General features: G+C 54.7%; 21 protein-coding genes and 1 pseudogene. 4 read left to right on the top strand and 18 right to left on the bottom strand.

The annotated features are described in order from the left end of the window. Positions 1-28 precede the first annotated feature (28 nt). The 9 genes from REH59_RS10060 to REH59_RS10020 form a co-directional block, all read right to left on the bottom strand. A complete protein-coding gene (locus REH59_RS10060) occupies positions 29-2,212 on the bottom strand; it encodes a DEAD/DEAH box helicase (RefSeq protein WP_320450503.1) in 2,184 nt (727 codons plus the stop codon). After that, complete coding sequence (locus tag REH59_RS10055; RefSeq protein ID WP_320450502.1) at positions 2,209-3,825, bottom strand: dsDNA nuclease domain-containing protein; 1,617 nt, start codon at positions 3,823-3,825, stop codon at positions 2,209-2,211. Before REH59_RS10055 ends, REH59_RS10060 begins: the two co-directional genes overlap by 4 nt. 238 nt (positions 3,826-4,063) lie before the next feature. After that, positions 4,064-6,877, bottom strand: coding sequence for a metallophosphoesterase (locus REH59_RS10050; RefSeq protein WP_320450501.1), 2,814 nt, complete (start codon positions 6,875-6,877; stop codon positions 4,064-4,066). Positions 6,878-7,557: 680 nt separating this feature from the next. Beyond that, positions 7,558-8,379, bottom strand: a complete 822-nt coding sequence (locus tag REH59_RS10045) for a hypothetical protein (protein ID WP_320450500.1) — start codon at positions 8,377-8,379, stop codon at positions 7,558-7,560. A gap of 115 nt (positions 8,380-8,494) precedes the next feature. After that, positions 8,495-9,670 carry a restriction endonuclease gene (locus REH59_RS10040; RefSeq protein WP_320450499.1) on the bottom strand — a complete coding sequence of 392 codons (1,176 nt, stop codon included), beginning with the start codon at positions 9,668-9,670 and terminating at the stop codon, positions 8,495-8,497. Between the two features lie 20 nt (positions 9,671-9,690). Then, the gene (locus REH59_RS10035; RefSeq protein WP_320450498.1) at positions 9,691-11,049 is read right to left on the bottom strand and encodes a DUF4041 domain-containing protein; all 1,359 of its coding nucleotides are present in this window, start codon (positions 11,047-11,049) and stop codon (positions 9,691-9,693) included. 100 nt (positions 11,050-11,149) lie between these two features. Next, entirely contained in the window at positions 11,150-11,425 is a 276-nt protein-coding gene (locus REH59_RS10030; RefSeq protein WP_320450497.1) for a hypothetical protein, read from the bottom strand. Between the two features lie 1,669 nt (positions 11,426-13,094). Next, positions 13,095-13,460, bottom strand: a complete 366-nt coding sequence (locus tag REH59_RS10025) for a histone-like nucleoid-structuring protein, MvaT/MvaU family (RefSeq protein ID WP_121161486.1) — start codon at positions 13,458-13,460, stop codon at positions 13,095-13,097. 112 nt (positions 13,461-13,572) lie between these two features. Further along, on the bottom strand, positions 13,573-14,061 hold the full coding sequence (locus tag REH59_RS10020) for a hypothetical protein (protein ID WP_181097923.1): 489 nt from the start codon (positions 14,059-14,061) through the stop codon (positions 13,573-13,575). A gap of 9 nt (positions 14,062-14,070) precedes the next feature. Between REH59_RS10020 and REH59_RS10015 the strand changes: the two are divergent. Further along, positions 14,071-14,493: pseudogene (locus REH59_RS10015) on the top strand (IS66 family transposase); the annotation flags it as partial. A gap of 139 nt (positions 14,494-14,632) precedes the next feature. After that, a complete protein-coding gene (locus REH59_RS10010; RefSeq protein ID WP_320450590.1) occupies positions 14,633-15,736 on the top strand; it encodes an alkene reductase in 1,104 nt (367 codons plus the stop codon). Positions 15,737-15,778: 42 nt separating this feature from the next. Here REH59_RS10010 and REH59_RS10005 read toward each other — a convergent pair whose 3' ends face one another. Then, on the bottom strand, positions 15,779-16,093 hold the full coding sequence (locus REH59_RS10005) for a LysR substrate-binding domain-containing protein (RefSeq protein ID WP_320450496.1): 315 nt from the start codon (positions 16,091-16,093) through the stop codon (positions 15,779-15,781). A 370-nt stretch (positions 16,094-16,463) separates the two neighbouring features. Between REH59_RS10005 and REH59_RS10000 the strand changes: the two genes are divergently transcribed. Further along, complete coding sequence (locus REH59_RS10000; protein WP_181097921.1) at positions 16,464-16,925, top strand: MaoC/PaaZ C-terminal domain-containing protein; 462 nt, start codon at positions 16,464-16,466, stop codon at positions 16,923-16,925. Between the two features lie 144 nt (positions 16,926-17,069). Here REH59_RS10000 and REH59_RS09995 read toward each other — a convergent pair whose 3' ends face one another. From REH59_RS09995 to REH59_RS09975, 5 genes are all read right to left on the bottom strand, one after another. Next, complete coding sequence (locus REH59_RS09995; protein ID WP_181097920.1) at positions 17,070-18,008, bottom strand: SphA family protein; 939 nt, start codon at positions 18,006-18,008, stop codon at positions 17,070-17,072. Positions 18,009-18,069: 61 nt separating this feature from the next. Then, the gene (locus REH59_RS09990; RefSeq protein ID WP_181097919.1) at positions 18,070-19,263 is read right to left on the bottom strand and encodes an acetyl-CoA C-acyltransferase; all 1,194 of its coding nucleotides are present in this window, start codon (positions 19,261-19,263) and stop codon (positions 18,070-18,072) included. 42 nt (positions 19,264-19,305) lie between these two features. Beyond that, positions 19,306-20,076 (bottom strand): crotonase/enoyl-CoA hydratase family protein, encoded by a 771-nt coding sequence (locus REH59_RS09985; protein ID WP_181097918.1) that lies wholly within the window; start codon positions 20,074-20,076, stop codon positions 19,306-19,308. 1 nt (position 20,077) lies between these two features. Beyond that, positions 20,078-21,727, bottom strand: coding sequence for a (2,3-dihydroxybenzoyl)adenylate synthase (locus tag REH59_RS09980; protein WP_181097917.1), 1,650 nt, complete (start codon positions 21,725-21,727; stop codon positions 20,078-20,080). A gap of 79 nt (positions 21,728-21,806) precedes the next feature. Continuing rightward, positions 21,807-22,571 carry an SDR family NAD(P)-dependent oxidoreductase gene (locus tag REH59_RS09975; RefSeq protein ID WP_181097916.1) on the bottom strand — a complete coding sequence of 255 codons (765 nt, stop codon included), beginning with the start codon at positions 22,569-22,571 and terminating at the stop codon, positions 21,807-21,809. A gap of 133 nt (positions 22,572-22,704) precedes the next feature. On the opposite strand from REH59_RS09975, the gene REH59_RS09970 reads away from it, so the two are divergent. Further along, a complete protein-coding gene (locus REH59_RS09970; RefSeq protein ID WP_181097915.1) occupies positions 22,705-23,334 on the top strand; it encodes a TetR/AcrR family transcriptional regulator in 630 nt (209 codons plus the stop codon). Here the strand turns inward: REH59_RS09970 and REH59_RS09965 are convergent. The 3 genes from REH59_RS09965 to REH59_RS09955 all read right to left on the bottom strand — a co-directional run bounded on the left by REH59_RS09965 (position 23,279) and on the right by REH59_RS09955 (position 26,311). After that, positions 23,279-24,583 carry an MFS transporter gene (locus tag REH59_RS09965; RefSeq protein ID WP_181097914.1) on the bottom strand — a complete coding sequence of 435 codons (1,305 nt, stop codon included), beginning with the start codon at positions 24,581-24,583 and terminating at the stop codon, positions 23,279-23,281. The genes REH59_RS09970 and REH59_RS09965 overlap by 56 nt on opposite strands. A gap of 83 nt (positions 24,584-24,666) precedes the next feature. Continuing rightward, the gene (locus tag REH59_RS09960) at positions 24,667-25,470 is read right to left on the bottom strand and encodes an enoyl-CoA hydratase-related protein (protein ID WP_219859628.1); all 804 of its coding nucleotides are present in this window, start codon (positions 25,468-25,470) and stop codon (positions 24,667-24,669) included. A 1-nt stretch (position 25,471) separates the two neighbouring features. Then, on the bottom strand, positions 25,472-26,311 hold the full coding sequence (locus REH59_RS09955; RefSeq protein WP_181097912.1) for an amidohydrolase family protein: 840 nt from the start codon (positions 26,309-26,311) through the stop codon (positions 25,472-25,474). Positions 26,312-26,689: the final 378 nt, after the last annotated feature.

Genomic DNA, 26,689 nt, shown 5'->3' with positions numbered 1-26,689 from the left:
GATAGCGATGCAGCGTGCTGAGCTGAGGTCATCCGATACGGAGCGCGCGCTGGATGAACGTCCGATCCACATAGCCAACGGATCGTACCCAGGCGTGCTGATTGTCTCGAATGAATTGACCAAGCTGATCCACGTCCGCCTTCTCAGGGAAATCCATTAGATCAGCCAAGCGATGCAGGGTCTGAATAGGGATACCCATTTCCTCCAGGGCATTTACACCGGGAGGCAGGTGGAAGCTTTCAAATACCATTCTGACGTGCGTGTAATCGACCTTGCTGTGGATGCCACGCTTAAGCGCATAGTGTTTGACTACATCCTCCATAAGCGCGAGAAGCTTGGGCAAGGTGAATCCGTAGGTATTGGTGATGATTTTCAGGTCGTTGTTCAGCGCTTCGGAGAGTGTGCGCTTCGTCCCCTCGGTCACCCATTGCCGAGCGTATTCAATCTGGCTCTTCAAGTAATTCGAATAGCTGGGCGCGTTGACGTAGCCAGCCAGCTTGGCGATGAGAAGATCTGGCGGATTGACGCTGACGCCGTTGCGGCTGAACGTATGAGGCACCAGCCTGGCGATGATTTTCGCGAATGTCTTGAGGAAATTGGTTGCCGGGCCCCAGTGGAACACGAGCGTGGCGAATTCCGTATCGTCCATCATCTCGACCATACTCTGCAGCTCTTCGAACTGCTCGAAGCGGAAGTAGGAATGCTTTTTCACAAGGTCGAAGGAGACACGATCGCTCGCAAAGACTGCCTCGAAGCGATCCTGAGAAAACTCAGAAAGGTGATCCGGCTGAACGCTAGCGAGCAGGTTAAGCGGCGTTTCGACGTCCTGAGTACCAAGCGGAATTTCAACCTCCTGGTTGAGGTTGTCTTCCGGGATCTCCTCCAGGCAGTAAATCGTACCAACGAAATGCACACCCATCCGCCCAGCGCGCCCTTTGATATTGCCGTGGGTGAATTTGTCGATGCTGCGAGTGCCGTCACGGTTGTCGTAGATCACCACGTTCTTGGCAATGGTGTTTACGCCTTCGATGATGGTCGAGGTACAGATGAGAAAGCGCAGATTGCCAGCGTTGAACTGGTCAGCGGTGTACTGCTGCAGCGCTCTGGGCAGTGCGCCGAAGTGCAAGCCGATACCGTTCTTCAATGCCACGGCGTAGTCCCACTCGGGATCGAATTCCTGGCTCACCCAATCGATATATGGATTGCTGGTCGGGGTGCCATAGCCATACCGGATCAATTCACGCGCCACGGTGCCGGCGACCGTTGGCGACTTGCAGTAGATGATTGTCGCTTCGTCGCAGTGTTGGGCGATCTTTCCAAGCGCCTTGAGCTTGCTTTTTTGATCGTTGGGTTTGATGCCGAACGTGTGAACGTCGAGTGCTACAGTGTTGAAGTCACTGGAGACGAAGGTGTGTGGGTAGCCTAGGTTTTCCAGGCCGCGAATGCTGTTGATAAACGGCCCAGTGAGGTAGAACTGCTTGGAGACTTTAAGTAGTTTACTCAGCGCGATATTGAGCTCGATGACGCGCTCGTCTTTGTAGTCCGTGGTGCCGTTCTTGAGCTCCCGGAACGCCAGCTTGTAAAACTCATCAATTACGAACAGATCGATGTTGACGATGTCGTTTCGCTCGTTCACGCGCTCCTGGGTGAGCACGTACACAGCCCGGTCGGAATGACACTCCTGCGAGCTGTGGTGAATTATCTGGTACCGCTCACCGAACCTGACCTGGAGTCGACGCCGTGTCTCGTCTGCAAGCGCCACGGTCGGCACCACCAGGACAAGCCGCTTCAGCTCACCCAGGCCCAGCAACGAGTCGACGATTGCACTCTTGCCCATGCTGGTAGGTGCGCTGAGCACCACATTGCGCCCTGCTTTGAGCAGATCAAAAATGTGGAACTGCATCGAGTGGAAAACAAAGTTGTCCGAGAAGGGGGTACGGTACAGATCCAGCACCCTCAGCTCATCCGATGTCAGGTCGGAGAACTCCTTTTTCAGGTAAGGGAACAACCCGGACTTTCTCACCATATTTTTGAGCAAGGTGGTGTGTTCAGAGAAGCGTTCACGTGCATCGAGAGCTCGGACGATCAAGTCACGTCCCAGGTCATACGACACTGGGTTGGACAGCAGCTTGTTGATCACAGCCAAGTATTTGAAAGACGAGAAGTCCTTGCTTTGAAGGCTGTGTTTCGCTTGCTCATACACCTGCGTCATACCACTTCCCTCACCTTGTCTTCGACCATCCTGGCTAGCTGCTTAAGGCTTGGTGCGGGGTAAATGAAGATGTGGATGCCTAACTGCCCAAACGGCGAACCCTCTACAAGATCGGCGGCGAACTCTTCAAACAAGGCTGCCGTTTCCCGCTGTAGCTCGTCTTCATGCCCTGGGGTTTCAGGGTCGGTTACCAAGCAGGAGTCATAACCAACAAACAGTACGAACCTGAAGCGATCGAGGTGTGCGTCCAAAGGACGACTGCCGTCCAGGATTTCGTCGATGTCATGTCGCAGTAGATACTCATCGTCCTTGACGTCCAGTATTTTGCTACGCGCCGAATCGAAGCATTCCTCGATGACCTCATAGAGCTCATTCCGGATTTCCGGCAACCGCACAGAGATGTCAGTTTCGGTCACCAGTTCGCTGAAGCCGATCCAAAGCTGATCACCTTCCGATTCGCGACGAACAATGTGCACGTTTTCGAGAATTCTCTCTTCCCCAGGGTTTTCAACGTGCAGCATGCAGGGTATTGGCTGGCTTTCATGATGTTGCCGAATGGTCGCGTGGAGCAGCACTCGCCCCAGGAACTCTCGGACATCGTTAAGCGACTTGAAGACAGATGTACGCAGCCGCTCGCGTTTCTCCACGAGCGTGAGCTTGTGCATATCGGCAATCTCCCTGGGGCGGAGAAAGACCTCGTCGAGCCATTTGCACACGTTCTCGACAATATGTTTGTAGCGGTATTGGCTCAGAAAATATTCTTGGTGCAGTACCTGTCCTTGACGCTTGTCGCAGACCGAAGCCATCGGGGCTCTGAAGGGAGTGAGGATGTGAGGCAACTTACGTTTGACGTAGATTTTGCGGCCTGCCTTGGTCTGGTCATCCACCACCCGTTGGTTAAACCACTCAAAAAGGTCTGACCTGACATAGGACTTGTCGTCTGCACTGTGGATACGGCGAGAACGCTCGCCCTTGCGGGTCACCGTATCGAGGATCAAACACCAAATATCCTCAGCAGCAGCCTCAGAGCTGAGGGTAACCCCGTGCAGATCCTCGGACGACCTTCGAATGTTGGCTATCCCCAATAGCTCCAGCTCGCGAATGGTGTGATACACCTCCCAGGTAGCCGCATCAACCCAATCAGCGACGGTAACGCCAGAGGGCGTCTGGTAGTCCCTGGTTCGCTCGTTGAGGTCGTCGATCAGCTCTTGCCTGCCAGGCTTGCCCTTCCGAGCCGAGGACTTGATCGTCAGATACTCCAGGGTCTTGTTGACCTTGTCTTCAGTGACGATCGAGTATCGCCGTGCCAGGCCTGGGTCTGACTCGCATTGCATCGACTTGTGCAGGATCGAACTGCTAGGAATGGTTTTCTTGTCGGCACCCTTCCCGTTTTTGACAATGTCCGAAATGTTCCAGCGGGTCTTCTCGGTACTTTTGACCTGTACAAAATCGACGTAGCCGTCGGAGACGATATCGATATCGTCCGTGACCTCGCAGCGGACACTGCGGATGGTCTTGTCGCGGAGCATCCGGGTGACATGGAAAGCGGCAACGCAGTCCTGGAACAGGAAACCGTGCTTGGCGGCTACACCACCCGAATCATTAAAATCCATCTCGACGTCCGTGACATTTTGCAGAGAATCTAGGGGATTCTACTGCCTTAGTCCATCAAATGGTGGCATTTAGCCCTCTAGCAGCAGCGTTGCACCTCACCGTATGGAAATAGCTTGCCGGTTGTCTTGATGGCAAAGCGGCACTAGCTTGGGCTTTTTTCAACGGGGCCCACATGATGATTCGAGCGATGGAGCTGAGATTTGGCCGGCCACCGCTCTTCATATCAGTCCAAACTCACTAAGCTTTTGACTTGTTACGAGCTAAAGTCGCGACGCCTATGAAAGAAAGATTCCCTTTCAGCGAAACTGCTTCGGCTACTGCCGAATTAGCCCCGACTTCCATTGCAACTCTTAGTCCTAAGCAGAGAAGATTTAGAGCTTCGTCGAGAGCGTACTCAGTCGCTCGCCGCTTATCAACCTTTTCTCTAAACTGCCTAAGCTCCGCACTAAGCCTAACAGGTGCGAATATCAACCTAAGAGACATGATTGCTTCTTCGGCATCTTTGAAGCAGTTATCAAGATAAGCATTATATAGCTGCCTGAAGCCTTTACCTATTGTAGCAATACAGCCTTTCACATCGTCTACTGTTGGCCTGCTAGAGGCGCATTGATCGCTAAGCGTGTAGGCTGACAGTATCGTACTCTCGATAAAGTTTCGACATTCCGCCTCTGACAGTGACCATTCATGGTAGAAGGGGCGGTTTTCAGTTATCAAATTAGCTTCTCGATAAATGCGCACAGCGTCCTGAGGCTCATTGGATACACGATGAAGATACGCCAAGTTTGTAATAACCCTCGGTTCTTCTGGCTCAAAATCAAAAACCGTCTGCGCAAGATCGATAGCAAGCAAAGGCCTATTGGTTTTATGAAAATGCTCAGCCAAATCATATCGCCAAGAGTGCAGACCCTTAATAAAAGCTCCATCCAGGTGCGCTGACAACGCTGCTTTAACTAGACTCTGGAAGTGCTCGGCAATATTCTCAAGATATCCATTCTCCAAAACCTGAACGATCGCTTGGGCAATATACTTGTGTCGTGTGTAAACGCATGTTGAGGTCGTTGTTGCAGCAGCCTCCTGCCCAAGTGGGCGAATAACTGAAGCGTGGAACTTCCCTACATCACAGCCCAGTACACGCGCCAGCACGGGGATAGAGAGATAGTCTTGCCCTTCGGCATGCATTATAGAAATAAATGCCATAGCATCTTTCAATGTGCCTCCAGACGGGATTTCAATAGTACCTAATTTATCTAGCATAACTCTAGCATGATCAATCAAGTCAGAGCCATGCCGCACACCAAGCAATGCTCCAAAGAACGCACCCGAGTCCCCCGCAGAATTTGCCTTAGCTTCTTCACGAGCTAGCTTAGTAAAGCGTTCAGCGCGTGCTTGCTCGTCGACGTTAGCTAACTCGCCAAGGCCCGCATCGCCAAAATTAGCCCATGCATCAACAATTTTAGTTGCGTCGTTAAGACTAAGGCCAAAAAGCAGCTCGTGCTTAAAACTACACACTGATTTCCAAGCAAGTTTGTCCGCGTCGCACGCCAGCCAATCTGAATCTCTACTCCCTAGCAAAAACGAAACCTTCCCGCGCGCTAATTCCTGACCACTCGCAACAAAGTTAAATACTGCTTGCGCGGACTGATCAGCACCGTCCAACAAGACAAGCCACTTCCCATTGCCAGCCAGAAGTGGAACCAGCTCTTGGATATTGAATGGCCGAAGGTCGTTTTTCCTTCGAAGTACTGACCATTCTGAATTGTCCTTAACAATTTCGTACGCAGCTTGAAGTAACGCGGTGGTCTTCCCTTCGCATCCGGCCGCAGTCAATAGGGTAACCGTTGCCGTGTCAGTTTCATTTTTCGCTCTAAACGGCGAAACTATCCGCTCCACAATTTCGCGCCGAGGTATAGACCTGGACAACGCTGTTGACCATCCTGGCACGGCTCCATCAAAAAAAGCGAGTGCTTGTGCAGAATCAAGTGCAGCCAGATGCGGCTCGAGATCACTTCCTCTGAGTATCTCCCATCCTCCCGGGGGATGACTCACGGTAGGCTTTCCGCCGACTATCGGCTTCAGAGACGAAGGGAGACGATATTCCCACCAGTCCCCTTTACGATTCAGATCAGAGAACGGGTCGGTATTCAGCACCCAACTTTGATGATTAGTATTCCAATGATAGGATTGCAACGATACAGTACCAGCCTCTATATCCGCACGCCCCCAGAGCAAACCGTTACGCCATGGATCTCCTTCTCTTGATTGAAATGCAGCACCAGACTGAATTGCTAGAAAAAAATCTCCATCTCCATAGCTGGGCTCACTCCATGCATCATGTAAATGACCATGCAGATAAATGCAATTTTGATGCGCAAGCATAGATTTTATAGGGCGCTGCTGTTCTTTCGTAAACCATGATATTGGATGGTGTCCCAAGACGAATGTCAGGCTAGCGCCCTCGACATTACTTAACGCAGCTTCAAGCAGAGGTTTCCCGAGAGTTAAGAGGCCTTCATCTTGGTCATCCTTACAAAGCCAGGCAGTATTAACCCCAACGATACCGACATCTACACCATTGACCGAGGCTCTCGTACTAAAAGCACCCTGCGACGCTTCAAAGTTCGCAGCGTTATTCGTCAAGTCGTGATCAATGTAATTTCTAAAGCGTTCAACAAGCATTTTCCGCTCCCGAGCCCCGCTTTCCGTAGGGTCAAAATAGGGCTCGCGCAGCTTGGAAAATTCAATACGATCAAATGCCTTATTTACTCTACGATCGAGATCATGATTTCCAGGCACCATGAAGGTTTTAGCCTGAATGTCTCCACCGAAAATTTCTAGCAGAGGATGCAGAAATTCATCGCAGAATTTTTCGTATTGATCAGAGGCACCTTTATCAGCTACATCTCCTGTGATGAACACGAAGTCTGGCTTAAATCCATCGGCCACTTTTTTTCTGGCATGACTTAATATCCGAGTAAACATCTGAGACTCTGCATAACCGTCCTTGCCTGTATGGAAGTCAGACAAATGTAACCAGTTGACAATAGGCGACACCGCAAGATACTCCTTGGCATAGATATCATTTGGCCATTATCCACAAATTCAAAGAAAAGTCTACGATTGACATCTGTTATTTTCACTCGCGAGATAACTGCCGTCACAACTGCATCCAGAATCTATTTAAAATCTATAATTGCCTGCATCGAATAGTTTATCTATGAGAGCCGAGACTGCTACGTGCAAGTTTACCATTGCGTGCCAGGACAGATCCCTAGAGGGTATCACGCCAGGAAACAGATTCGTTCAGCCTCCCCTAGCCTTAAATGAAAATTGGAGCCCCTGCGGGGATATGCGACAGCTCTCGGCATCTTTCCGCATAGCACCAGCGCAGATACAAGCTTCAGCTGATGACCGAGCGATTATGGTCATAATGGATTTTAAACGCAGCACCGAAGGCCTCAAAACCCAGCTTCGGCGGTAATGGCTTAACCCTGACGAGCTTCCCGGCGCTATGTGTTGATAGTCAGTAGCGGCTTGAAAACTACATTTAGCAATAAGACGCAGACGCTAAAGATCGGCACCGGAGATAACTGCAGCTTGAGCTTGGTAATATTGCTTAAGCGCCTCCACCGCATCGTAGTATATGGGATGGTCGGGGGAAGAATTTTGAACGGGGAAGACTCAATACCACTCGACGGTAAATCATTAATCGGCGTGTGAGTCTACTACTGAGCTCAAGGCTTCTTAACGGCTCGATGAGCAGATTTAATTTTTTCCTTCTCCTCTTGCGCCTTCTTGAAAGCTAGGGCCATGGTGGTTTTGCCGAGCTGTTGAGAGTGGCGGCTTGGTTTACGGCCGAGGGCTTTCGGTCGTTTTTTCGAGTGAGCCGCAGCGGTGGTATGAGCGCCGCCCCTTTTGGCTGCTTTCGCCTTGATCCGCTGAGTCAGATCGTTTCGGGCATCCGCTAACAGCAGGAAGGCGGTAAGTGTGATCGGCGTGGCATTGGGCAACAGGATTGAGAACTCATGGCTGGTGTCGGGGTTGGCTTTAACCTGGGCTAGGTTTCTCTCTGAAAATGCCTGAGTGTGGAGATGGTGTTCGACTAGCCGTCGGATGTAGAGGCAAATGCTCCGGTCGCCCCAGATGCCCGTGATCTTGAGAAAATCTTTGTCGATGCCGATGATCGACTTCATATAAAACGGCTTCCAGCCTGTTTGTTGCCAAGAATAGCTGGAAGCTTCGGTGGTGACACACGGGATAGAAGGGAGTCTACCGGGGCGACTGCTGTTGTCTGTACACGGGTGCTTGGGCCATGGCGGGCCGAGTTCGTCGAAGAAGACCCGGCCACCACTGGAAGATTGGTAAAAGAATACCGCCGCACCACACACGGGGCAGCTGGCATTGGGATTGACGAAGCTGTCGTATGTGCTGGTCAGCGCACGTGGCCACCAACCTTGTGCAGCGGGAACGACATTTGAAAAGGTCGAACGCCCCGACTGCCCATCCCCACCCCAGCCGCAGGTGCAGTTCAGTGGATGATTCCATGCGTTGCACATAACCACCTCCATACGGCCATGAAAACTAAACGCCTAAACTTACAGTGCATTGCAGCGTAGCATCCTTCAGCTACGCAGCACTTCGGAAGCAGGATCGGAGGGCCGGCCTGTCAGCCTACACCCCTTCTGCCTCGGCTTCGGCCTGGAACACCTCAATGATCTTTTGGTTGTAGTCGTCGAGGTAAGTCTGGAGACCTTCGCGATCGACCACTCGCACCGCCGCCGTAGCAGCCAATTCCTTAGCTGACTTGGTGAAGTAGGAGTTGGTGACAACCATCGCTTCATCGCAGCCGTAGAAAGCTTTGGCAGAGATGGCTTGCTGCACAGCAGCGTTGCCCACCGAGCCGCTGTAGTTTTTGGCTTGGATTACCATCGTCTTACCGAAACGACTAACGAACAGATCCGCGCCTTGATCAGCGGTCTTCTGTGTCTCCCGGACGTCGTATCCGATAGTCTGGAAAATCTCGACTAGGAACGCTTCAAACTGGAATCCATCCATCGCATCGACCAGATACATGGTGATGAAGCGATTCGGGTTGAAGTGCTCAAGCTGGCTTCCCAAGCGCTCAACCAGGATGTCGAAGTAGATTTCTTCGCACAACCCCAACCCGGACTGGAAAGTCTGAAGCGGCAGCAAAGGAACGCCGGTCGTGCTGGCAGCCTGAGGGTTGAATTGCAGTCCCGGGAAGGAAGCATCGCTCTCCCACAGGTAGTAGTAAAACAACGCTAGGTCAGCCCGGAATGTAGTACCAGCCTCTTCGATCCACGACCTCAGTGAGCTGGCCAGGTCGGATCGGATGTGGCGTGTGACCTCGCGAGAAAAGCCTGCATACACAGAGTTGAATGCAGTCGTGAGGAGTAGCTTGTCTAGCAAGGTAGGCAGCTGCTCAAGCTCGTCAAAGCCCCTGCGAATCAGTACCTCCCTGAAAAGCTCACGTTCGGAGTAAACGCCATTCATCCGTGCGCCTGGCACCGCTGCATCATCCCCACCTCCCCCTACAGGATCGCGGGTGGTATGAATGAAGTTGGTGAAATACGGCTGCTTCAGCTCTGCGTACTTTCTGAGAACGCTGTTCAGCAGCTCATTGAGCTGAGCCTGTTCCTTCTTCTTGCCCCATATGTCTTTCAGAAACCCCTTCGACTGGTACTGAAAATCGGGATAGAAGGATGGGTCAAGCGGCGTCATACCTTGCTGAACAAGCTGAGCCTGGGAGGCAGGCTCTGAAGCCCCGCACTGAGGGCAATGGGTCTCAAAGGTCGAGCGATGACAATGATTACATTGATAGATCACGGTATGTCGTCCCTGTGTCTTTAGCCTCGCGCGGCCACTCGCTCTGCTTGCTGAATTGCTAGTTTGGGCAATGCCATACGAAGGCTTTCACGATACTGCTCCGCCGGCGCCTCATGGGTGACCTCGACGACCGCATCATAATTTTCCCGGATGATTCTCTCGATCTCAGCAATGTCAGCTCGGAAGAATTCTTTGCGCCCGTTGACCTTGTTGAGGCGACCAGAAGCGAAGTGGTCGTGGAGCTTTGCTTCCAACGCAGGCGCATTGTTCGAGAAGACCATGGCATGCACGTCGAACCAGAATGGCACTGATGCATCACCCAGCTCGTCTACTCGATCCATTGGCTCCAGGCGGCGCGTCATGCCGATCTTGTAAATGCCCTCACCGAATGCGCCGAGATTAGAGATCACATACACATACCCGGCTTTGGCATTCTGCTCGCGATAATCAATGAGCTTTTCTTCGCTCTCGAGCTCGGCTCGACCTGCCTCAACTTCGGCTAGCTTCACCAACAGCGCCGAGCGCTCCTCATCAGATTGCACTTGCTCAAGGCGAGCCTGCAGGTCACGCATAGCAGTCGTGAAGTGCTTCCGCTCCTTGGCAATTTTCTCTCGCGCCGCACGAATTTCCTGCTCGAGCTTCTGCTGCTCTCGAAGCTCCTCTCGGGCGCGTTTTGCCTCTTCCTTTTCTTCTTGCTTCTTGATCTGGAATTCATGAGCAAGGTGCAGTTCATCGAGCTTGAGATCCAGGTAGATACCGGAAATCTCTACGCTCATAACCTTGCCCAGTCGATTGCAGGCTTCGTACGATTTGAGGATTCGTTTCTCGCCGAGCTCGACGTTGTCGAATTTCACATTGGCTACGCAAGCATCGGCCTCGTTGTTGAACGAGCGGATCACCAGCTTGATCATGTCGTTCACAAGCTTGCGGCCTTGGGCCTGGCTGTTGTTGACCGTCCAGTGCATGTTGCCGGTTGCGGCCTGCCCATTCTTGATCAGGATTTTCTGACGATCACGGACGTGATCCAGTCGAGCCTTGTACTCCTGGCTGCTGGTTAGTTTGAACTTGGGCTCATAGAGGGCGAAGCTTTCCAGGAGCAACGTCTCTTCCCAGACCAATATCTGTCCCTGCAGATCAGTCGAGCGCTGTGCGAGAACAGCCAACTCCCTCTGCGCACGTTGGGTCTCCTCGCGTATGCCCGAGAGCCTGGATTGCTCTTGCGCAATCAGCTGCTGGATATTCACTACGTCCATGGCGCCGATCTTCGTAATGAGCTCTTGCAGTTGCGAATGCTGCAGCTGAAGCTCCGCAAGCTGTGCTTCAAGAGCTTCAGCGCGCTGTCGGTGAGCTGGGCCTTTCAGATAGTCACTAAACGACATGGGTTCCTTCCTCGTTATGAGTCGAATGCATAGCGCGGCTAGCTCATTGCATCTCTTCCCTGCTGCGAATGAGCGTAACCGGAGTGAAATCAGAAAGCCATCACGAGGGCAGCAAGGGTGAAAGGGTTAACAAGCGTCCGGTGGTGCTGGTATCAAGCTGATGCCTTGCCTGCCGCAACTCCAACTCTGCCTGGCGAAGCTCGTTTTTGATGCCCGTCCACATCAAAACCAATGTCGCGATTTTTTCGCGAGAGGCTGACAACTCCTCCCCCATCACGACTAGCTCGTTTTCAAGCAAAACACACTGCTGCTCCAGCAGTTCCACCCGCGAAAAGAAAGCGAAGCGGTCGTCGACGGTCTCATCTGAGTGATTCATCACGCTTGTCACCACCAAGAGTACAAATGTTCTCAGACCGAGCTTAGCTAGCTATACTGTACGCATCAACAGTATTTCGACGGAGTGGAGCCCACCCACCCGCCGCCTAGCCCAGCTTGATAGCGCAGCTTTTGAGGTGGACAGCGGTTGCAGTGTCGAGGTCACTGAGGAAAGTCATACGGAGGAGCCGTACATGTCACTGAAGTCATCATTCGCCATCGTCCTTCGGGCGCTTCGCTGTAAGCGGAATCTGTCGCAGCGTGACTTTGGTGATACGAGTCGGACTTTCCTCTCCAAATTGGAAGGCGCTCGATCAAGCCTCACGTTGGACAAGCTCGAACAGGTGAGCCAGCGTCTTGAGTTGAGCCCCTTGACGTTGCTGACTTTCACTTTGAGCCAGGAGTCCGGCAAATCAGTAGTCGAACTCATCGATGACCTCCGCTCGGAGATTGAAGGCCTAGAGTGCGATGGGGGTATACCGGGTTTGGAGCAGACCACCCATTGCATAACTGCTCGTAAGCCTCGCAAACACCAGGCGTCGCTAGCCCTCTAAACCCAGCTCTGCTTTCAAGCTTCCTGAACTACAGACAGCATTCGAGCAGCCGCTCGTTGGAAGTGACATGAGCTTAATCGAGCTCGGGCTTCGATGGTGATGAGATCGTTGGCCACGGTTCATCGCCGCTCCAGGTTTCTTCCAGAATGGTTCTGAACACACCGCTGAGCCCGGGGTGCTTACCCGTTGCTTGGAGCTCTTGAACAAGCGCCTGCAGATCCCTGGCCTCTTGAGCTGTCAGGATCAAGTCACAGTAGTGCAGCCCTTCTGTGGCTTTTGTGAGCTGAGCTTTGTAGTCGTCCTGCTTGAAAAGGCCTCTATATGCGCCGGCGGCTACCCGTTTGCATGCTGGGTAGAAGAACCTCAAAGCTGTTCAGGATCTATGCGAGTAACCGACTTGTGTTCGTGCGACCCACTTCTTTTCAGCGCCGCCTGCATATCGCAACCTGCCTGGTCTCAGCTCAAAAAAATTGGGGGCAGCTCTAAATTTGTTCACGAGGGCAAAGCTAGCCGGCCTGACGGCCGAAGAAAGCGACTTTTTCACCAAGCATCCTACCCAAAGTCAGGTGATCAACGCGTGCTGATGGTCAAAAAATAGACAGGATTTTCAGAGCGTAAAGGAATGGCAACAGCGGAAGCGGTAGGAGTGAAGCCTGATTTGGCGAGGGAGCCCGAGAGCTCGCTGCTTTTTGTTGATTACAAAATATATACTCCGTCTCGCAAAAAAAATTTCAAGGGGGTGTTTTGAAATTATTTTTCGTGATCCCTTTTCTAATCCCCTGTCATCCACGCAAAAATGTCTGCTCTGCTGGGCGAACCAGCTCTAGCCGCACACGATCAGGCATCGCTCACATCCCGCCTTGGCGGGCTCAAAAGGCTCTGAACTGATGGCGCTTTCGAAACCGGCATCGAGTCAGTACGTCCATCCACTTGAAGAGGGTGGAGTCATTGATCGTCTGGAGCCTCTTCTATTCGCCCTACCGAAAGCAGACTCGCGATCCTGCATAGCAGCGGGGCTACGCATGTGGTGCCGTTACTGATGGGCTCAGCAGATAAGACCTCGTTCTCAAGCCATAAAAAACCTCCGAAAGCGGAGGTTTCTTCAGTCCTTACGACTTACTTAGAGAGCCAGCTTTCTACTTCATCAGAACCGTATTCAGCTTTCCAGGATTTCAACTTCGAGTGGTTGCCGCCTTTAGTCTCAATAACTTCGCCCGTGTGGGGGTTCTTATATTGCTTGACCTGGCGAGCGCGACGCGGAGCTTTCTCAACCACTGCAGGCGCAGCACGGCGACCAGATTGCGGATCCAGTAGGTTGATGATGTCACGCAAGCTGAAGCCGTACTTGGCCAGCAAATCGCGCAGTTTAGTCTCAAACTCGATTTCTTTCTGAAGCTCGCTGCTGCCCTTCATAGCTTCCAGCTCAGCCAATTGGGCTGCCAATTTTTGCTCAAGCTGACGAAATTCGGCCAATCGCGACATGTGCATCACTCCGTAATGTGTAGTTGGTCTTAAGAGAATCCTAACGCAGGTTAAGTTCAAACCCAAGTGAAAATCAGGGCCACCAGTCCTCGACTCACTTACTGCTGCTCCATTAGCCGCATTCTGAGCTCGGCAAGTCCACGGATAGGTCTATAACTTCACGGATATCTACTTTTAATGGATCAAGCAGCTCGATTTGTTGTCTAGCCCAGCTAACCCACATTCCCATTGCCATTTGAGTTGCTTCATCCTTATGAAAAGCTTCGACTGTCGCCTGGATGAATGCTCGCAGCCGCTTAGCGCGCTCCCAGCTTTCCAGATTTCTCATCAGATTTTGACGCAGCTTGTCCAACCGACGCTGCTGGTCAATTCTCTCTGTGCGCACTCGCTCCTCCTCTTCTCGTCGACGGCGACTAGCCTCATCGGATGATCGTTGGGCCTTCACGGAAACGGCAATACGAACAAAGCCCGTAAGGATCTGACCAAGCTTCGATTCGAGCTTCCCTATTTTGCTGTCAGTCCATGTTTTTTTAATCAGTGCTTCTGATCGTGCGTCAAGCAAGCTACCTTGGTCAGGGCTTAGCTGTTCGCTGAACGTCAAGCTTAGGACATGAGCGATGAGGATCGTTGGCGAATACGGCCGGAAAAGGCAGCCCCGATCATCAACACGCTGCATGACTGGATGCTGGCCCAGCGTGATCTGGTGCCCAACGGATCGGCAACAGCCCGAGCCCTGGATTACAGCCTTAAACGCTGGGTAGCGCTGATGCATTACCTAGACGAAGGGGCTGTGCCCATTGACAACAACCAGGTCGAGAACCAGATCCGGCCGTGGGCACTAGGACGCTCAAACTGGTTGTCTGCTGGATCATTGCGCAGCGGTAAACGCGCGGCGGCGATCATGAGTTTGATCCAGTCGGTGCGGCTCAACGGGCATTCTTATGCCGATCTAAAGGATGTGCTGACTCGTCTATCGACACAACGCGCGGGTAAAGTTCATGAACTGTTGCCTCACGTATGGCGGCCTGCTTAATCTGAAGCCAAAGTTGACCACCTAACTCTTGGATTGTCCGGATCGACCGTAATATGTTTTCCGTTTCTGGCTGATTTTCAGAAATCCTCGTCAGGCTACTCTGTGCCCAGAAGATTCACTGACGCTATACGAGGAGATGCTGATGTCCACATTGTTTACCCCGGGTTCCGTTGGCAAATTGAACACCCCTAACCGTGTGGTCATGGCGCCAATGACGCGTTCGCGCAGTACACAACCTGGCGATGTCCCGAACGCCATGAACGCGGTGTATTACGCACAGCGCGCATCGGCTGCGTTTATCGTCACCGAAGCCACGCAGATCTCCCCGCAGGGTAAGGGCTATTCCTATACCCCTGGCATTTACAGCGACGAACAGGTCGCTGGCTGGCGTTTGGTGACCGATGCGGTACACGCCGCTGGTGGTCGTATTTTTCTGCAACTGTGGCACGTGGGTCGGATGTCGCATCCGGACTTCCACAATGGGGAGTTACCCGTTGCGCCGTCTGCAATCTCGTTTGACGGCAGCATCTGGAAAGTAGATCCATCAACGGGTGTGGGGAGCATGGTCAAATGCCCGACACCGCTTGCATTGAGCCGTGACCAAATACACGACGTCATGAACGACTTTTGCAAAGCAGCGCGTAACGCCATGGCGGCAGGTTTCGATGGCGTGGAAGTGCATGGTGCCAACGGTTACCTCATTGACCAATTCATGCGCACCACCTCTAACGTGCGCACGGATAAATACGGCGGCTCGCGGGAAAACCGCCTGCGTTTTCTTAAAGAGGTCATGGATGCCGTGATCGATGAAGTGGGTGCCGACCGCACAGCGATTCGTGTTGCTCCATTTCTGACCGCGCGTGGCATGGCTTGCCCGGACATTCTGCCGACAATTCTGGAAGCGGCTACCTACTTGCAGGAGAAAGGAATTGCGTACCTGCATCTGGTCGAGGCGGACTGGGATGATGCCCCCAAATTTCCAGAAGAGTTTCGTCAGGCTGTGCGTGAGCGCTTTCGCAACCCCATTGTGGTTGCCGGCAAATATGACCTGGAATTGGCAGACTGGGTGCTGAGGAAAGGCTATGCCGACTTTGTCGCTTTCGGTCGAAAATTCGTTGCCAACCCAGATCTGCCCCTGAGGCTGGAGAAGGGCTACCCATTAGCCGGCCTGGAAGGTGCTGAGTTGTTTGGTGGTACCGAGCGCGGTTACTCCGATTTTCCTGCCTGGTCTAAGCAGGGCTGAAGCATCACGCTCGGCGACTCGGATAAATCTCCTTGAAGCGGCTCAAACCTGCAGCTTCGAGGAGATGTCGTCCATCAGCAGTTTGACGCGTCGCGGCAGCGCATGGCCGGACGGGTAAACAATTTGCAAGTCCACACCTTGTAAAGAGTAGGTCTCCAGCACCTCTATCAGTCGACCCGCTTCCAAGTCATCGCGCACATCGATATACGACTTGATGCAAATACCATGACCTGCCAGACACCACTGGCGCACCTGATCGCCGTCATTGGCGATACGTCTACCCGAAACCAAAACCTTGAAAGAGCGACCATCAGCGCGGAACTGCCATTCACGATGGATGTTGACGCCGAAGCGCATCAGAATGCATTGCTGCTGGGCCAGCTCAGATGGATGTTGCGGCGTTCCATGAACACTCAGATACCCCTCTCACAGAAATGCGCGTTGGCTACTGTCATCGCGGATGGGCGGATCATTAAACGCAACGGGCGGGTCTTGAGTGTCGATCTCATGGCGTTATCTGCCAAAGCATCTGAAGGGGCTCGGGAGCTACTAGGCTGATTCCCTAACATACGGTGATCTATTGACTCCGCTTAAAGTGGCGTAGAAGGTAATTTTGACCGTCCGGGGGAGGCTCTAGCGCGATCGCGCCAGCTTCGCCAACGGGACGGTCGCGGCGACGTTATCCAGAGTTCAAAAGCGTTGATCATCAAGGAAGGCTCAGCCCCTCATGAACGATAAAATTTATGGCTGGGAAGACTTTTCGAACGGTCAGACTTGGCAGAATCAGCGGTCAATGGCTCTCCAGCAAGATGAGATCATTGCGTTTGCCAAGAAGTTTGACCCTCTGATAGTTCACACAGACCCTGAACTTGCCTTGAACGAGCCATTGGGTATGCACTGCGCGAGCGGTGTTCACACTTTCGCCCTTTCGCAGCGGATGCTGTGCGACGCTTTGTTCACAAGAACGAAGGTCGTAGCCGGACACAGGATAGATTGTTTCGTTATGCGAAAGCCCGTGGTGGCGGGTGATGTACTGAGCATTACTGCCGAGGTCTTGGAAACAAAAGCCCATCATCGTCGAGAGGACTGCGGCTGGGTGACGTTCACGGTAAAGGTGTACGTGGAGGGGGTAACGGTGCTGAGTTACGACGTCACAGTCCTAATCGGACGTAGGCATCGAGCAGGCTAGTTTCTCCAGGGCCTGTGCTTCAAGGAGTGCAAGATCTAACCGAGCCATTGCTCGGCTAGATCTGACCTCACGAGAGAGACTACATCATCTAACTGCCGCGGCCCTTGTTGTGTTTGAGCCGCCGAGGTGTGGCGCGATCATGGCTCAGAATGGCAGTCGAGCTTGCAGCCAGATGCGTGTACCTTCAGCCTTGTTCTTTGCCCCGAACTCTTCCTGCAGCTTGGCCACTACAGCGAAGTCCTTGGTGAAACGGTACATCGCATACGGCCCGAGGGCGTTGACCGAGCCGCGATTGCCGTTGCCATTGACTGCATCGCCATTAAGCTTGTCGTCGGTGGTCTGTCGGTACAGATAGCCGTTGATGCCCGCACTGAACGCCTGGCTGAAGCGATACCCTCCGCTGAACTCCAATGTCAACTCATCCCCAGAGCGGTAGTCCGTTTGTTCATTCCGGGTGTTGATCCCGTAGCGCAGTTTAGCGCTGGCTTCCCACTTCTCCGACGGTAGCCACGTGACGGCGTAGAAAGGTGCAAACTGGTAGTAGTTGCGCCCCGTGTTCACCGGCTCGTCCTTGTCGTAGTCGCCGGTGGGCAAGAATGTTTCGATGCCTGCTGTTTGGTGCAAGGTTTTGGCATGCCAACCAAGCAGAACTGGAGCGAAGCTGAGGTCGCCCAGGTTTGTAGACGTGCCGCCTTTGTCCAATGGGGCCAAGGGCGCTGGACGCGCGACGTCCAAGGTCAAGTCGATTGTTGGTACAGCGAGCGCCGCTCGGGTTTCGACGTTTGCGCCCAACCATTTCACCCCGGGCCATACATAGCTCAGGCGCAAGGACACGACGTCTGACTTAAGGCGATATCGAGCAATATTGGGATTGTCACGACCGTCGTTGGCTTTGACGTGTGTGGCTTCGTAGTGGGTGTAATACAACAGGGTATTGAGGCCTTCAGGCAGCATCATCCCAGACATGTTGGTCTCCACACCCAACGGGTAGGAGTTGCCATTTCCCTCGGTTGCGCTGGCAGTGCCTTGTAGACAGATCAGCAAACCGGCGGCCTGCATAACACGAACGTGTACAGCATTCATTGGTAGTCCCTCTTTTTGTTGTTGTAGAGACACAGCGATGAGTGATGCCTATTGTTAGCCGTCAGTCATGACACACCTCAAAGAGCGCTGCGGCACCCTGCCCGCCTCCGACGCACATGGTCACCACGACGTACCGAGACCCGCGCCGGCGCCCCTCGAGCAGCAGATGCCCCGCCATGCGCGCACCCGACATGCCGTATGGATGTCCCAGCGCGATGGCACCGCCGTTGACGTTTAGCCGCTCCAATGGAATGCCCAACTGGCGCTGGCAATACAGCACCTGAGACGCAAACGCTTCGTTCAACTCCCATAAGTCGATGTCGCCGATACCCAGCCCATGACGAGCCAACAGCCGGGGTACGGCTAAGACCGGGCCTATCCCCATCTCATTCGGGGCGCAGCCAGCGCTGGCAAATCCCCTGAAGATTCCCAACGGCTTGAGGCCGCGGTCGCGTGCGTGATCGGCGCTCATCAATGCGCACCCTGCAACGCCATCACTGAGTTGTGACGCATTGCCAGCTGTGACCGAGCGTTGTGCGCCGTCAAACACCGGCGCCAGCGCAGCCAACTGATCCGCCTGCGTTCCTGGGCGGTTGCATTCGTCTTTGTCCATACGCACAGGCTTGTCGTAATACTCGTATGAGGCCTTGTCCAAGGCGCGAGTGACCACATCCAACGGCACGATTTCCTGCGCAAATAGGTCATCACGCTGTGCCTGGGCGACCCTTTGCTGGCTGATCAGTGCGTATTCATCCTGGTCAGCACGCGTTACGCCGTAGCGCAGAGCGACTCGCTCTGCCGTCTCAAGCATGCTGATGTACGCGTCAGACCTGTGCTGCAACAACCAAGGATCTTGGCCGTAGTGCTCATTGGTATGCGCGTTCTGCACCAGACTGATGGATTCGCCACCCAGCGCCAGCATGATTGAGCACTCGCCGAGCTGAATGCGCTGGGCTGCACTGGCGATCGCCTGAAGACCAGACGCGCAATGTCGACTGACTGTCTGCGCGGCCACGCTGTCCGGCAATCCAGCACGCAGCGCACTGAGCCGCGCAACGTTCTTGCCCTGGGTGCCCTCGGGTCGACCGCAGCCCATCACCAGCTCTTCCACCTCGTCACCCTTCAACTGAGAACGTTCGAGAATGGCTTGGATGATCGGCGCGGCCAGGCTGGGCATTGGCGTGTGATTGAAAGCACCTCGATACGCCTTGCCGATGGCAGACCGGGCGTATGCAACGATTACCGCGTCTTGCATGGGGTTCTCCTGCCGGGTGCTGTTGCCAACACCCGGCCATGATCAAAGCGCCTGGACGATAGCCTGGTGAGCTTCGGTGTGATGAGAAAGTGCCTGATAGGCTGCCGACAGTTCGAGTAAGGGTTCCAGGCGAGTGTGTTGCCCTTCACGCAGCAGCTTCTTGGTCAACCTCAAGGCATGGCCAGGATTGGCGGCAATGCGTCGGGCAAGATCGAGTGCGGTGGCCGTCAGAGCGTCCGGTTCGACTACTCGCGACACCAAGCCGTACTCGAACGCCTGCTGCGCCGAGATCGTCTCGCCGGTGAACGACAGTTCGTAAGCGCGGGAAAGGTTGTTCAGCGCTCGGGGTAGCAGCCAGGCGCCACCGTCACCGGGAACGATGCCAAGGCGGACGAAGCTTTCGGCAAAGCGGGCCTGCTGCGAAGCGATTCGGATATCGCACATCAGGGCCAGATCGCAACCGGCACCGATCGCGGCACCGTTCACCGCCGCGATGGTCGGCACCTCCAGGTGATAGACCGCCAGAGGAATCTGCTGGATGCCATGCCGATAGCCGTCGCGCAGCTCGTAAGGACTGCCAGCGAAGAGCCCCGTTCGCGCCTTCATGTCCTTGACGTTGCCGCCGGCGCAGAACGATTTGCCGGCGCCGGTGAGTATGACCACTGAAACGCGAGGGTCGCGATTGATCCGCCCACATACGTCAGCGAAAGCATCGAACTGCGTCTGATGGCTCAATGCGTTGTGCTGATCAGGCGCGGACAGGGTCAAGGTGACAATGCCCTCGTCGAAGCTGTACTCAATAAAGTCGCTCATATCAGGCAGCCTCTTCCTTGAGTTTTGCACTGACGCGCTCCACCAAGTCTTTCTTGGACACCTTGCCGAAGGTCGACAAAGGGAAACTGTCTACCAGCTCGAGGCGTTCAGGGAGCTTGAAACGGGCAATTTCCTGGGTCTGCAGATAGCTGACCAGCTCCTCAAGGTTGAGCTTCGCTGCCGGTTTGAGGATGACAAAGGCGCACATTTTCTCGCCCAGCACCGGGTCAGGCATGGCCACGCAGGCAACATTGGTCACCGCAGGGTGCGCTAGCACCAGGTTTTCGATCTCCTCGGCAGAGATCTTCTCACCCCCTCGGTTGATCAGATCCTTCTTGCGGCCCTCGACCACGTAGTTGCCGGAGGGCAGTTCACGCATCATGTCGCCGGATCGGTAGAACCCATCCGGGGTGAAGGCCCGTGCGTTATGCTCGGGCGCATTGAAATAGCCGCGCAGGGTGTAAGGGCCGCGACAGCACAGCTCTCCAGGCATTCCCAACGGCACGGGTTGGTCGTCCTCCCCCAGCAACATGATCTCATCGTCTTCGCACACCGGTCGCCCCACCGATTCACGACGCACATCCAGCGGGTCATCAAGTCGGACGAACATCAGAAGCCCTTCGGCCATGCCGAAGTTCTCCTGCACTGTGCAATTGCGCAGCACATGCTCGGTCAGCGCGCGTGTTTCTGGTTGCAGTCGCTGACCACCGGACTGGATCACCCGAACGCTGTCCAGGTTGAATTCGTTTACCTGTGGGTCGTTCATCCACATGATCAGCAGCGCTGGCACGACATGGATGTGCGTCACCTTGAATCGCTCGATCAGTGCGAACACCTCGCCGGCGCGGGTACTGCCATGCAGCACTACCTTGGCGCCACAGAGCATGAAGCCCTGCAGGCCCGGGCAGGCCAGCGGCAGGTTGTGGGCGATAGGCAATACGTCGAGCAGTACGGAGTTCTCGGTGATGCCTGTGTAGCGCGAAGCCAATCGCGAGTTGCAGGCGTAGTCATTGTGCGAACGAGGGATCATCTTCGGGATACCGGTGGTGCCTCCCGAAAGCAGGAACAGCGCTGGACTACAAGGGTCAATCGCCGCCTGAATGGCATCGATCTCAGCGGCATCACGCTCAGGTTCACGCGCCAGCAGCTCACTCAGTGAGACAAATCCTGGGGCAACGTCACCTAGCACGAACTTGCTACGAATGCTGCCAGTGTCGGCTTCGACGCGATTGATGATGTCGATGAAGTCGCAGTCCTTGGAGCGATCTGCAGTAATGGTTGCAGTGGCACCGGACAGCTCGACGAACTGGCGTAGCTCGCGATAACGATGTGTGTGCAACGCCAGAATGGGGCGCACGCCAATCTTCTGCAGGGCGAGGTAAACGAAAACAAACTCCAGCACGTTCCCTAATTGAAGCACCACGATGTCGCCTGGTACCAGGCCGGCATCCAGCAGGTTCAGGCCTAGACGCGTAGCGATCCGATCGAGTTCGGCGTAGCTGACTTCCCGACTTGCGTCACATACAGCAATGCGGTCGGCGTACTGACGGCACACTTCGCTAAACACGTCGGCCAGGGTCTGGTCTTGCCAGTAACCTTTTGAGCGGTAGTGTGCAGCGAAGCTTTCTGGAAACGGCACGAATCCCATCATGGAGAAATCCTCGATATTGTCGTTATTGTTGGAAGGATCACGCGAGGCCGGCGCGCAGCGACGGCCTTGAAGGCAGAGGTCAGGTGGTCTTGGCGAAGCCGCCATCGATTACGATGGTTTCACCTGTCACGAAGTGCATGTGCTCGATCAGCGTCAGCACCACTTCGGCGACGTCAGGCATGGTTACGCAGCGTTGCAACGGTGTGGCACGAGCACGGCGGGTCATCAGCTTGTCGTAGTTGTCGCCAAGCATCCATTCCATCCACGCCCCTTCCATCCAGCCTGGCGCGATCGCATTGACCCGCACCTTCGGCCCCATGGCATTGGCGAGAGTCTGAGTCATGCTGATCACCGCCGCTTTGGAAGCGGAGTACGGCAGCGGTTGAGCACCGGGGCGCATGCCAACAATCGAGGCGGTATTAACCATGCAAGGGCGTGGTGCTTCAAACAACAGGGCTTTGGTGTGCTTGGCAATGAGGAACAGCCCACGCACGTTCACAGCAAACACGCGATCCCAATCTTCAACATCGATCAGATCGAATTTCTTTGGCGGCGTGTCGACCGATACGCCGGCATTGCTGCACACCACATCCAGGTGGCTGTAGCGTTCACTGATTGCCGCCACCATAGCTTTGACACTGGCTTCGTCCGACACATCGCACTGCAGGAGCATGGTCTGCGCCCCAGCTGCTTCGCAGGCCTCGACAGTGGCCCTGGCCGAGGCTTCGCTGCGGCTGTAATTGATGATCACGTCGTAGCCGGCGTTGGCCAGCGCCACGGCAACCGTAGCGCCTATGCCAGAGGCGGAGCCGGTGACCAGTGCGACTTTTTGAGCTGTGGACATGTTCTACCTCGTTTTTGTTTTTAAAAGAACGTGTTCATTTTTAGACCTGATCAGAATGTTTGTCAACATGGGGTGCATCACTTAAGATGAGACCTACAAAGCGCAAGAAAACCAGAACAATCAAAGGTCTGATATGAACGAGAAACCGCCTGCGCCGTTGGGTTTGCGTGAACGCAACAAGCTCGACAAATTTTTGCGGATCCGTGCCGCCTCAAAAAAACTCTTCACCGAAAATGGTTTCGAACCGACGACGACGCGGCAGATTGCTCAGGAAGCAGACGTGGGCCTGTCGACCCTGTTCCTCTATGCAACCGACAAGCGCGACCTGCTGTTTCTGGTGTTCAACGACGACCTGGACGACCTTACTACCCGCGCCTTCGCTGATTGCCGGGCCGATGCCCCACTCCTGGACAACCTGCGCCAGGCCCTGCGGCATTTCTTCGTGTTTTACGGGCAGGACAAAGTGATCGCGCGCGACCTGACTCGCGAGATCACCTTCTATACGACCGGGATGCAGAGCGAACGCTTTCAGGCGACCCGAGCACGTACCATCGACTCTATCGCCACCCTCCTCGCCTACGCGCGCGCCCAAGGAGAGGTACGCTGCCAGGAGGACGATGCCATGATCGCAAAGACCATGTTCTACCTGCTGGCAGCGGAGATCCGGATGTGGTTGGCCAGTGACTCTGAGTCACCGGAAGATGGCGTCAATGAGTTGATGATGCGCCTGAACCTGATAATGCATGGTCTGCAGGCGGGTTGACCTCAGGCGCCTTCCCCTGTGCAAACAGGTTCGGATAGCGCCCCACCCCCAGCATCAGAACGCATGCCAGCACCATGCACCCAGCGAACAACAGCAGCACGCTGTCATAGCTGCCCTGTAAGGTTTGACCTACACCCATGAGCAGTGGGCCGAAGGCCGTACCCAAGCAGAACAACCCGAACAGGTAACCATAGATCTCACCAAATGCTCGCAAGCCGAAGTACCGTGCAATCAAGTAGGCGATCAAATCTACTTCCGCACCGACACCAAGGCCGATCAGCGCCGCACAGAACATCGCTGTGGTACCCGTGGCGCCACTGTAGAGCAGGAGGATGCCAATCACTGGGCCGATAAAGAAGAAGACCGTCACGAACGGCGCAAACAGATAGTCAAGCAGGTAGCCTGCCCCCACTCGCCCAACGATCAACGCAATCCCGATGATAGATGCAATCTGCGCTGCTTCAGCGGCTGGTACTCCCCGGTCGGTTAGCAAGGGCACAAAGTGCACTGAGCAGCCGTTGATGGCCAAGGCTGCCAGGAAGAATGCGCTGCCTATCAACCAGAACGACCGGCTCCGTATGGCTTGGCTAACGCTCATGCCGATCCTGTCTGGAGAATGCGGCAGACCATCAGCAGTAGGCTGGTTATCGGGGAAAAGTCCAAGATCTGAAGGCTTGTTCTTGAGTCGCATCGCCACAATCGCCGCGCCCAGCACAATTACCAGGCCCATCACTACATAGGCCCAACGCCAGCCCAAGGACGCCACGGCATGCTGCGCCAGCATGGGCATCAAGGCCGCCCCCACGCCGATCCCGGCCATGCTCAAGCCCAACGCCAATCCACGACGACGTACAAACCAGCAACTCACTGCCATGGCGTAAGCCGTCGGGGTGCCACCGGTCGACAGTAATCCAATCACACAGAACGCCAGGTAAAACAGCACGAGGTTGGCAGGTAAAAGCCCTAACGCCATGACCCCCACACCAAAGAGCAGCAGCGCTGGAATCGCCACCTGCCGAGCACCTTTACGATCAATGAGTCGACCTATCCAGGGCGTGCATAGCGCCGCAGATAGGATTGCAACGGTCAGTCCGAGCGACACCTGAGAACGGCTCCAGCCAAACTCGGCAGTCAGCGGCTTCATGAAGATGCCGAATGTAAATACCAGGACAGGGCCTTGGCTAACGATCATTCCAACGATCGAAGCCAACACGACCCACCAGCCGTAAAACATGCGCGACGTATTCATTGCCTGTTACCTGTGATTATTTTTATTCAGGTACCGGTACCCGTTGTGAGGGTACCGTATCGGGTGAAAGCCGGTGTAGCGGTTCAACATCCTCGCCAATGGGGGCGCCGTTTCTCAGCGAAGGCTCGGGGCCCCTCAAGGCTGTCCGCGCTGAGCTTGCGACGTTCTTCAGCCTCGTAGCGTTGGCTGACCGCCTGGGCAAGTGGCAAGCCCAGGCCTTGCATGGCACAGGCCTTGGTGGCGCGCACCGCTAGCGGTGCGCAGGCGAGGATATCTGCCACCCACTGCTCCACGGTCTCATCAAGCAGATGCGCAGGCACTACTTCATTGATCAGCCCCAACTCGTAGCCGCGCTGTGCAGTCATCGCTCGTCCAGTCAGCAGATAGCCCATTGCAGCCTTCAGACCGATCTGCCGAGGCAGACGATGTACTCCGCCCGCAGTCGCTATAAGCCCGCGACGGGGTTCTGGCAGACTCAATTGAGCATGCTCGGCGGCAACGATGATGTCGCACGCCAAGGCAAGCTCCAGCCCTCCTCCGTGAGCGGAGCCGTTGAGACGCGCAATCAAAGGCTTGGTGAAGTTAAAACGGTCAGTCAGGCGCGTGGTGCGCTGCCATAATGCGGCCTCGGCATCCAGCTCTTCTTGTGATGCCGTGCTGGTTGCAGCCAGTTGCTTAAGATCGCGACCGGCGCTGAACGCATGCTCGCCTTCACCTGTTAAGACCCCGAGCCAGAGCTCTGGGTCAGCTTCGAGCTCATCGCAGGCCAGGCTCAACTGATGGTAAGCCAAGGGATCGAGCGCGTTACGCACCTCGGGGCGGTTGATTCGTATATGGAGCACATGCCCGCGCCGCTCTGTCAGCACATGCTTCTGCTCGCGGCCCACGTCAGAGCCCCAGCACACGTTCGGCGTTTTTGTGGAAGAACAGTTCGAGGACTTCTTCGGAGTAACCCAACTCGTTCCATTCCTTGAATAGCCGCTCATGGGGGATGCTGGGGTAGTCACTGCCGAACATCACCTTGTGCTTGAGACGACCTCTGATATCACGCTTCAGTGCTTCGGGCAGGTATTTGGGTGCCCAGCCGGACATCTCCCAGAACACATTGCCCTTATGCAGCGCGCAGACGGTGGTTTCGTCAATCCATGGATAACCTGGGTGGGCCATGATGATCGTCAGGTCAGGAAAATCTGCCGCCAGGTTATCGATGGAAGAAGGATGTGCATGGCGAGTCTTGGCACCCATTCCACCTGGCATGCCGGCCCCCATACCAGTCATACCAACATCGATCATCACCGGGACTTTGAGCGCGTTGATCTCCTCCCACAGTGGGTAGTAACGCTGATCGTCGACGCTGAAGTGCTGCATGATGGGATGGAAGTGGAAGCCGAGCATGTCCAGGTCTCGGATCGCATGTTTCGCTTCATCGATTGCGACCTGCCCCAGTGCCGGCTCGACAGCGCCCCACGCCTGAATGATGCAGTCATGACGGTCGCGCATCCCGGCAACGTAGTCGTTGTCACATGGCACGGTGTTGATAGTGGTACGAAGATCCAATGCTACCAACACCGCTTCGATGCCAGCGCTTTGAAACTCACGCACTACTTCTTCTTCGGTCTTGGCCTTCCACTCACGATGCCAGTACTTGGCCAAAGCCTCTACATAGGGGCCCTGGCAGTCGATCCAACGCTGAGTGTTCGGGTAGCAGTGCAAGTCTATACGTCGCATATGATCATAGCCTTTTTGTTGTTGATCATTTATGAACATGTTCTTTATAGGGGCGTTTATGACTGCTGTCAAATGCTCGGCTTTGATCGGCGTGAGTGAGGGGGGTCAATGGTTGGAGGTGGGCAAGCAGGAATCTGTACGGGGCATACATGGATTCCGCGGCTTCTGAGGTTAGGCAACGCGCTGGCGCTGGATGTCACCGGCGGCGCCGACGGTTCGCTGGCCATCTACAGCATTCAGGAAGACAGAATCTTCATTGGTAGTGTTGCTACGTCGATCGACAGGCTGAGTGCTTGAGCGAGCAACTCCAGGAGCTTGAGCACCGTGCAGTTGCTCTCAAGACGACAGTGAACATTAATAAGCTCATCGAAACACAGG

The organism is Pseudomonas sp. BO3-4 (assembly GCF_034044115.1).
Taxonomy (GTDB): Bacteria; Pseudomonadota; Gammaproteobacteria; order Pseudomonadales; family Pseudomonadaceae; genus Aquipseudomonas; species Aquipseudomonas alloputida.
This window is presented reverse-complemented; position numbering and strand designations above follow the sequence as displayed.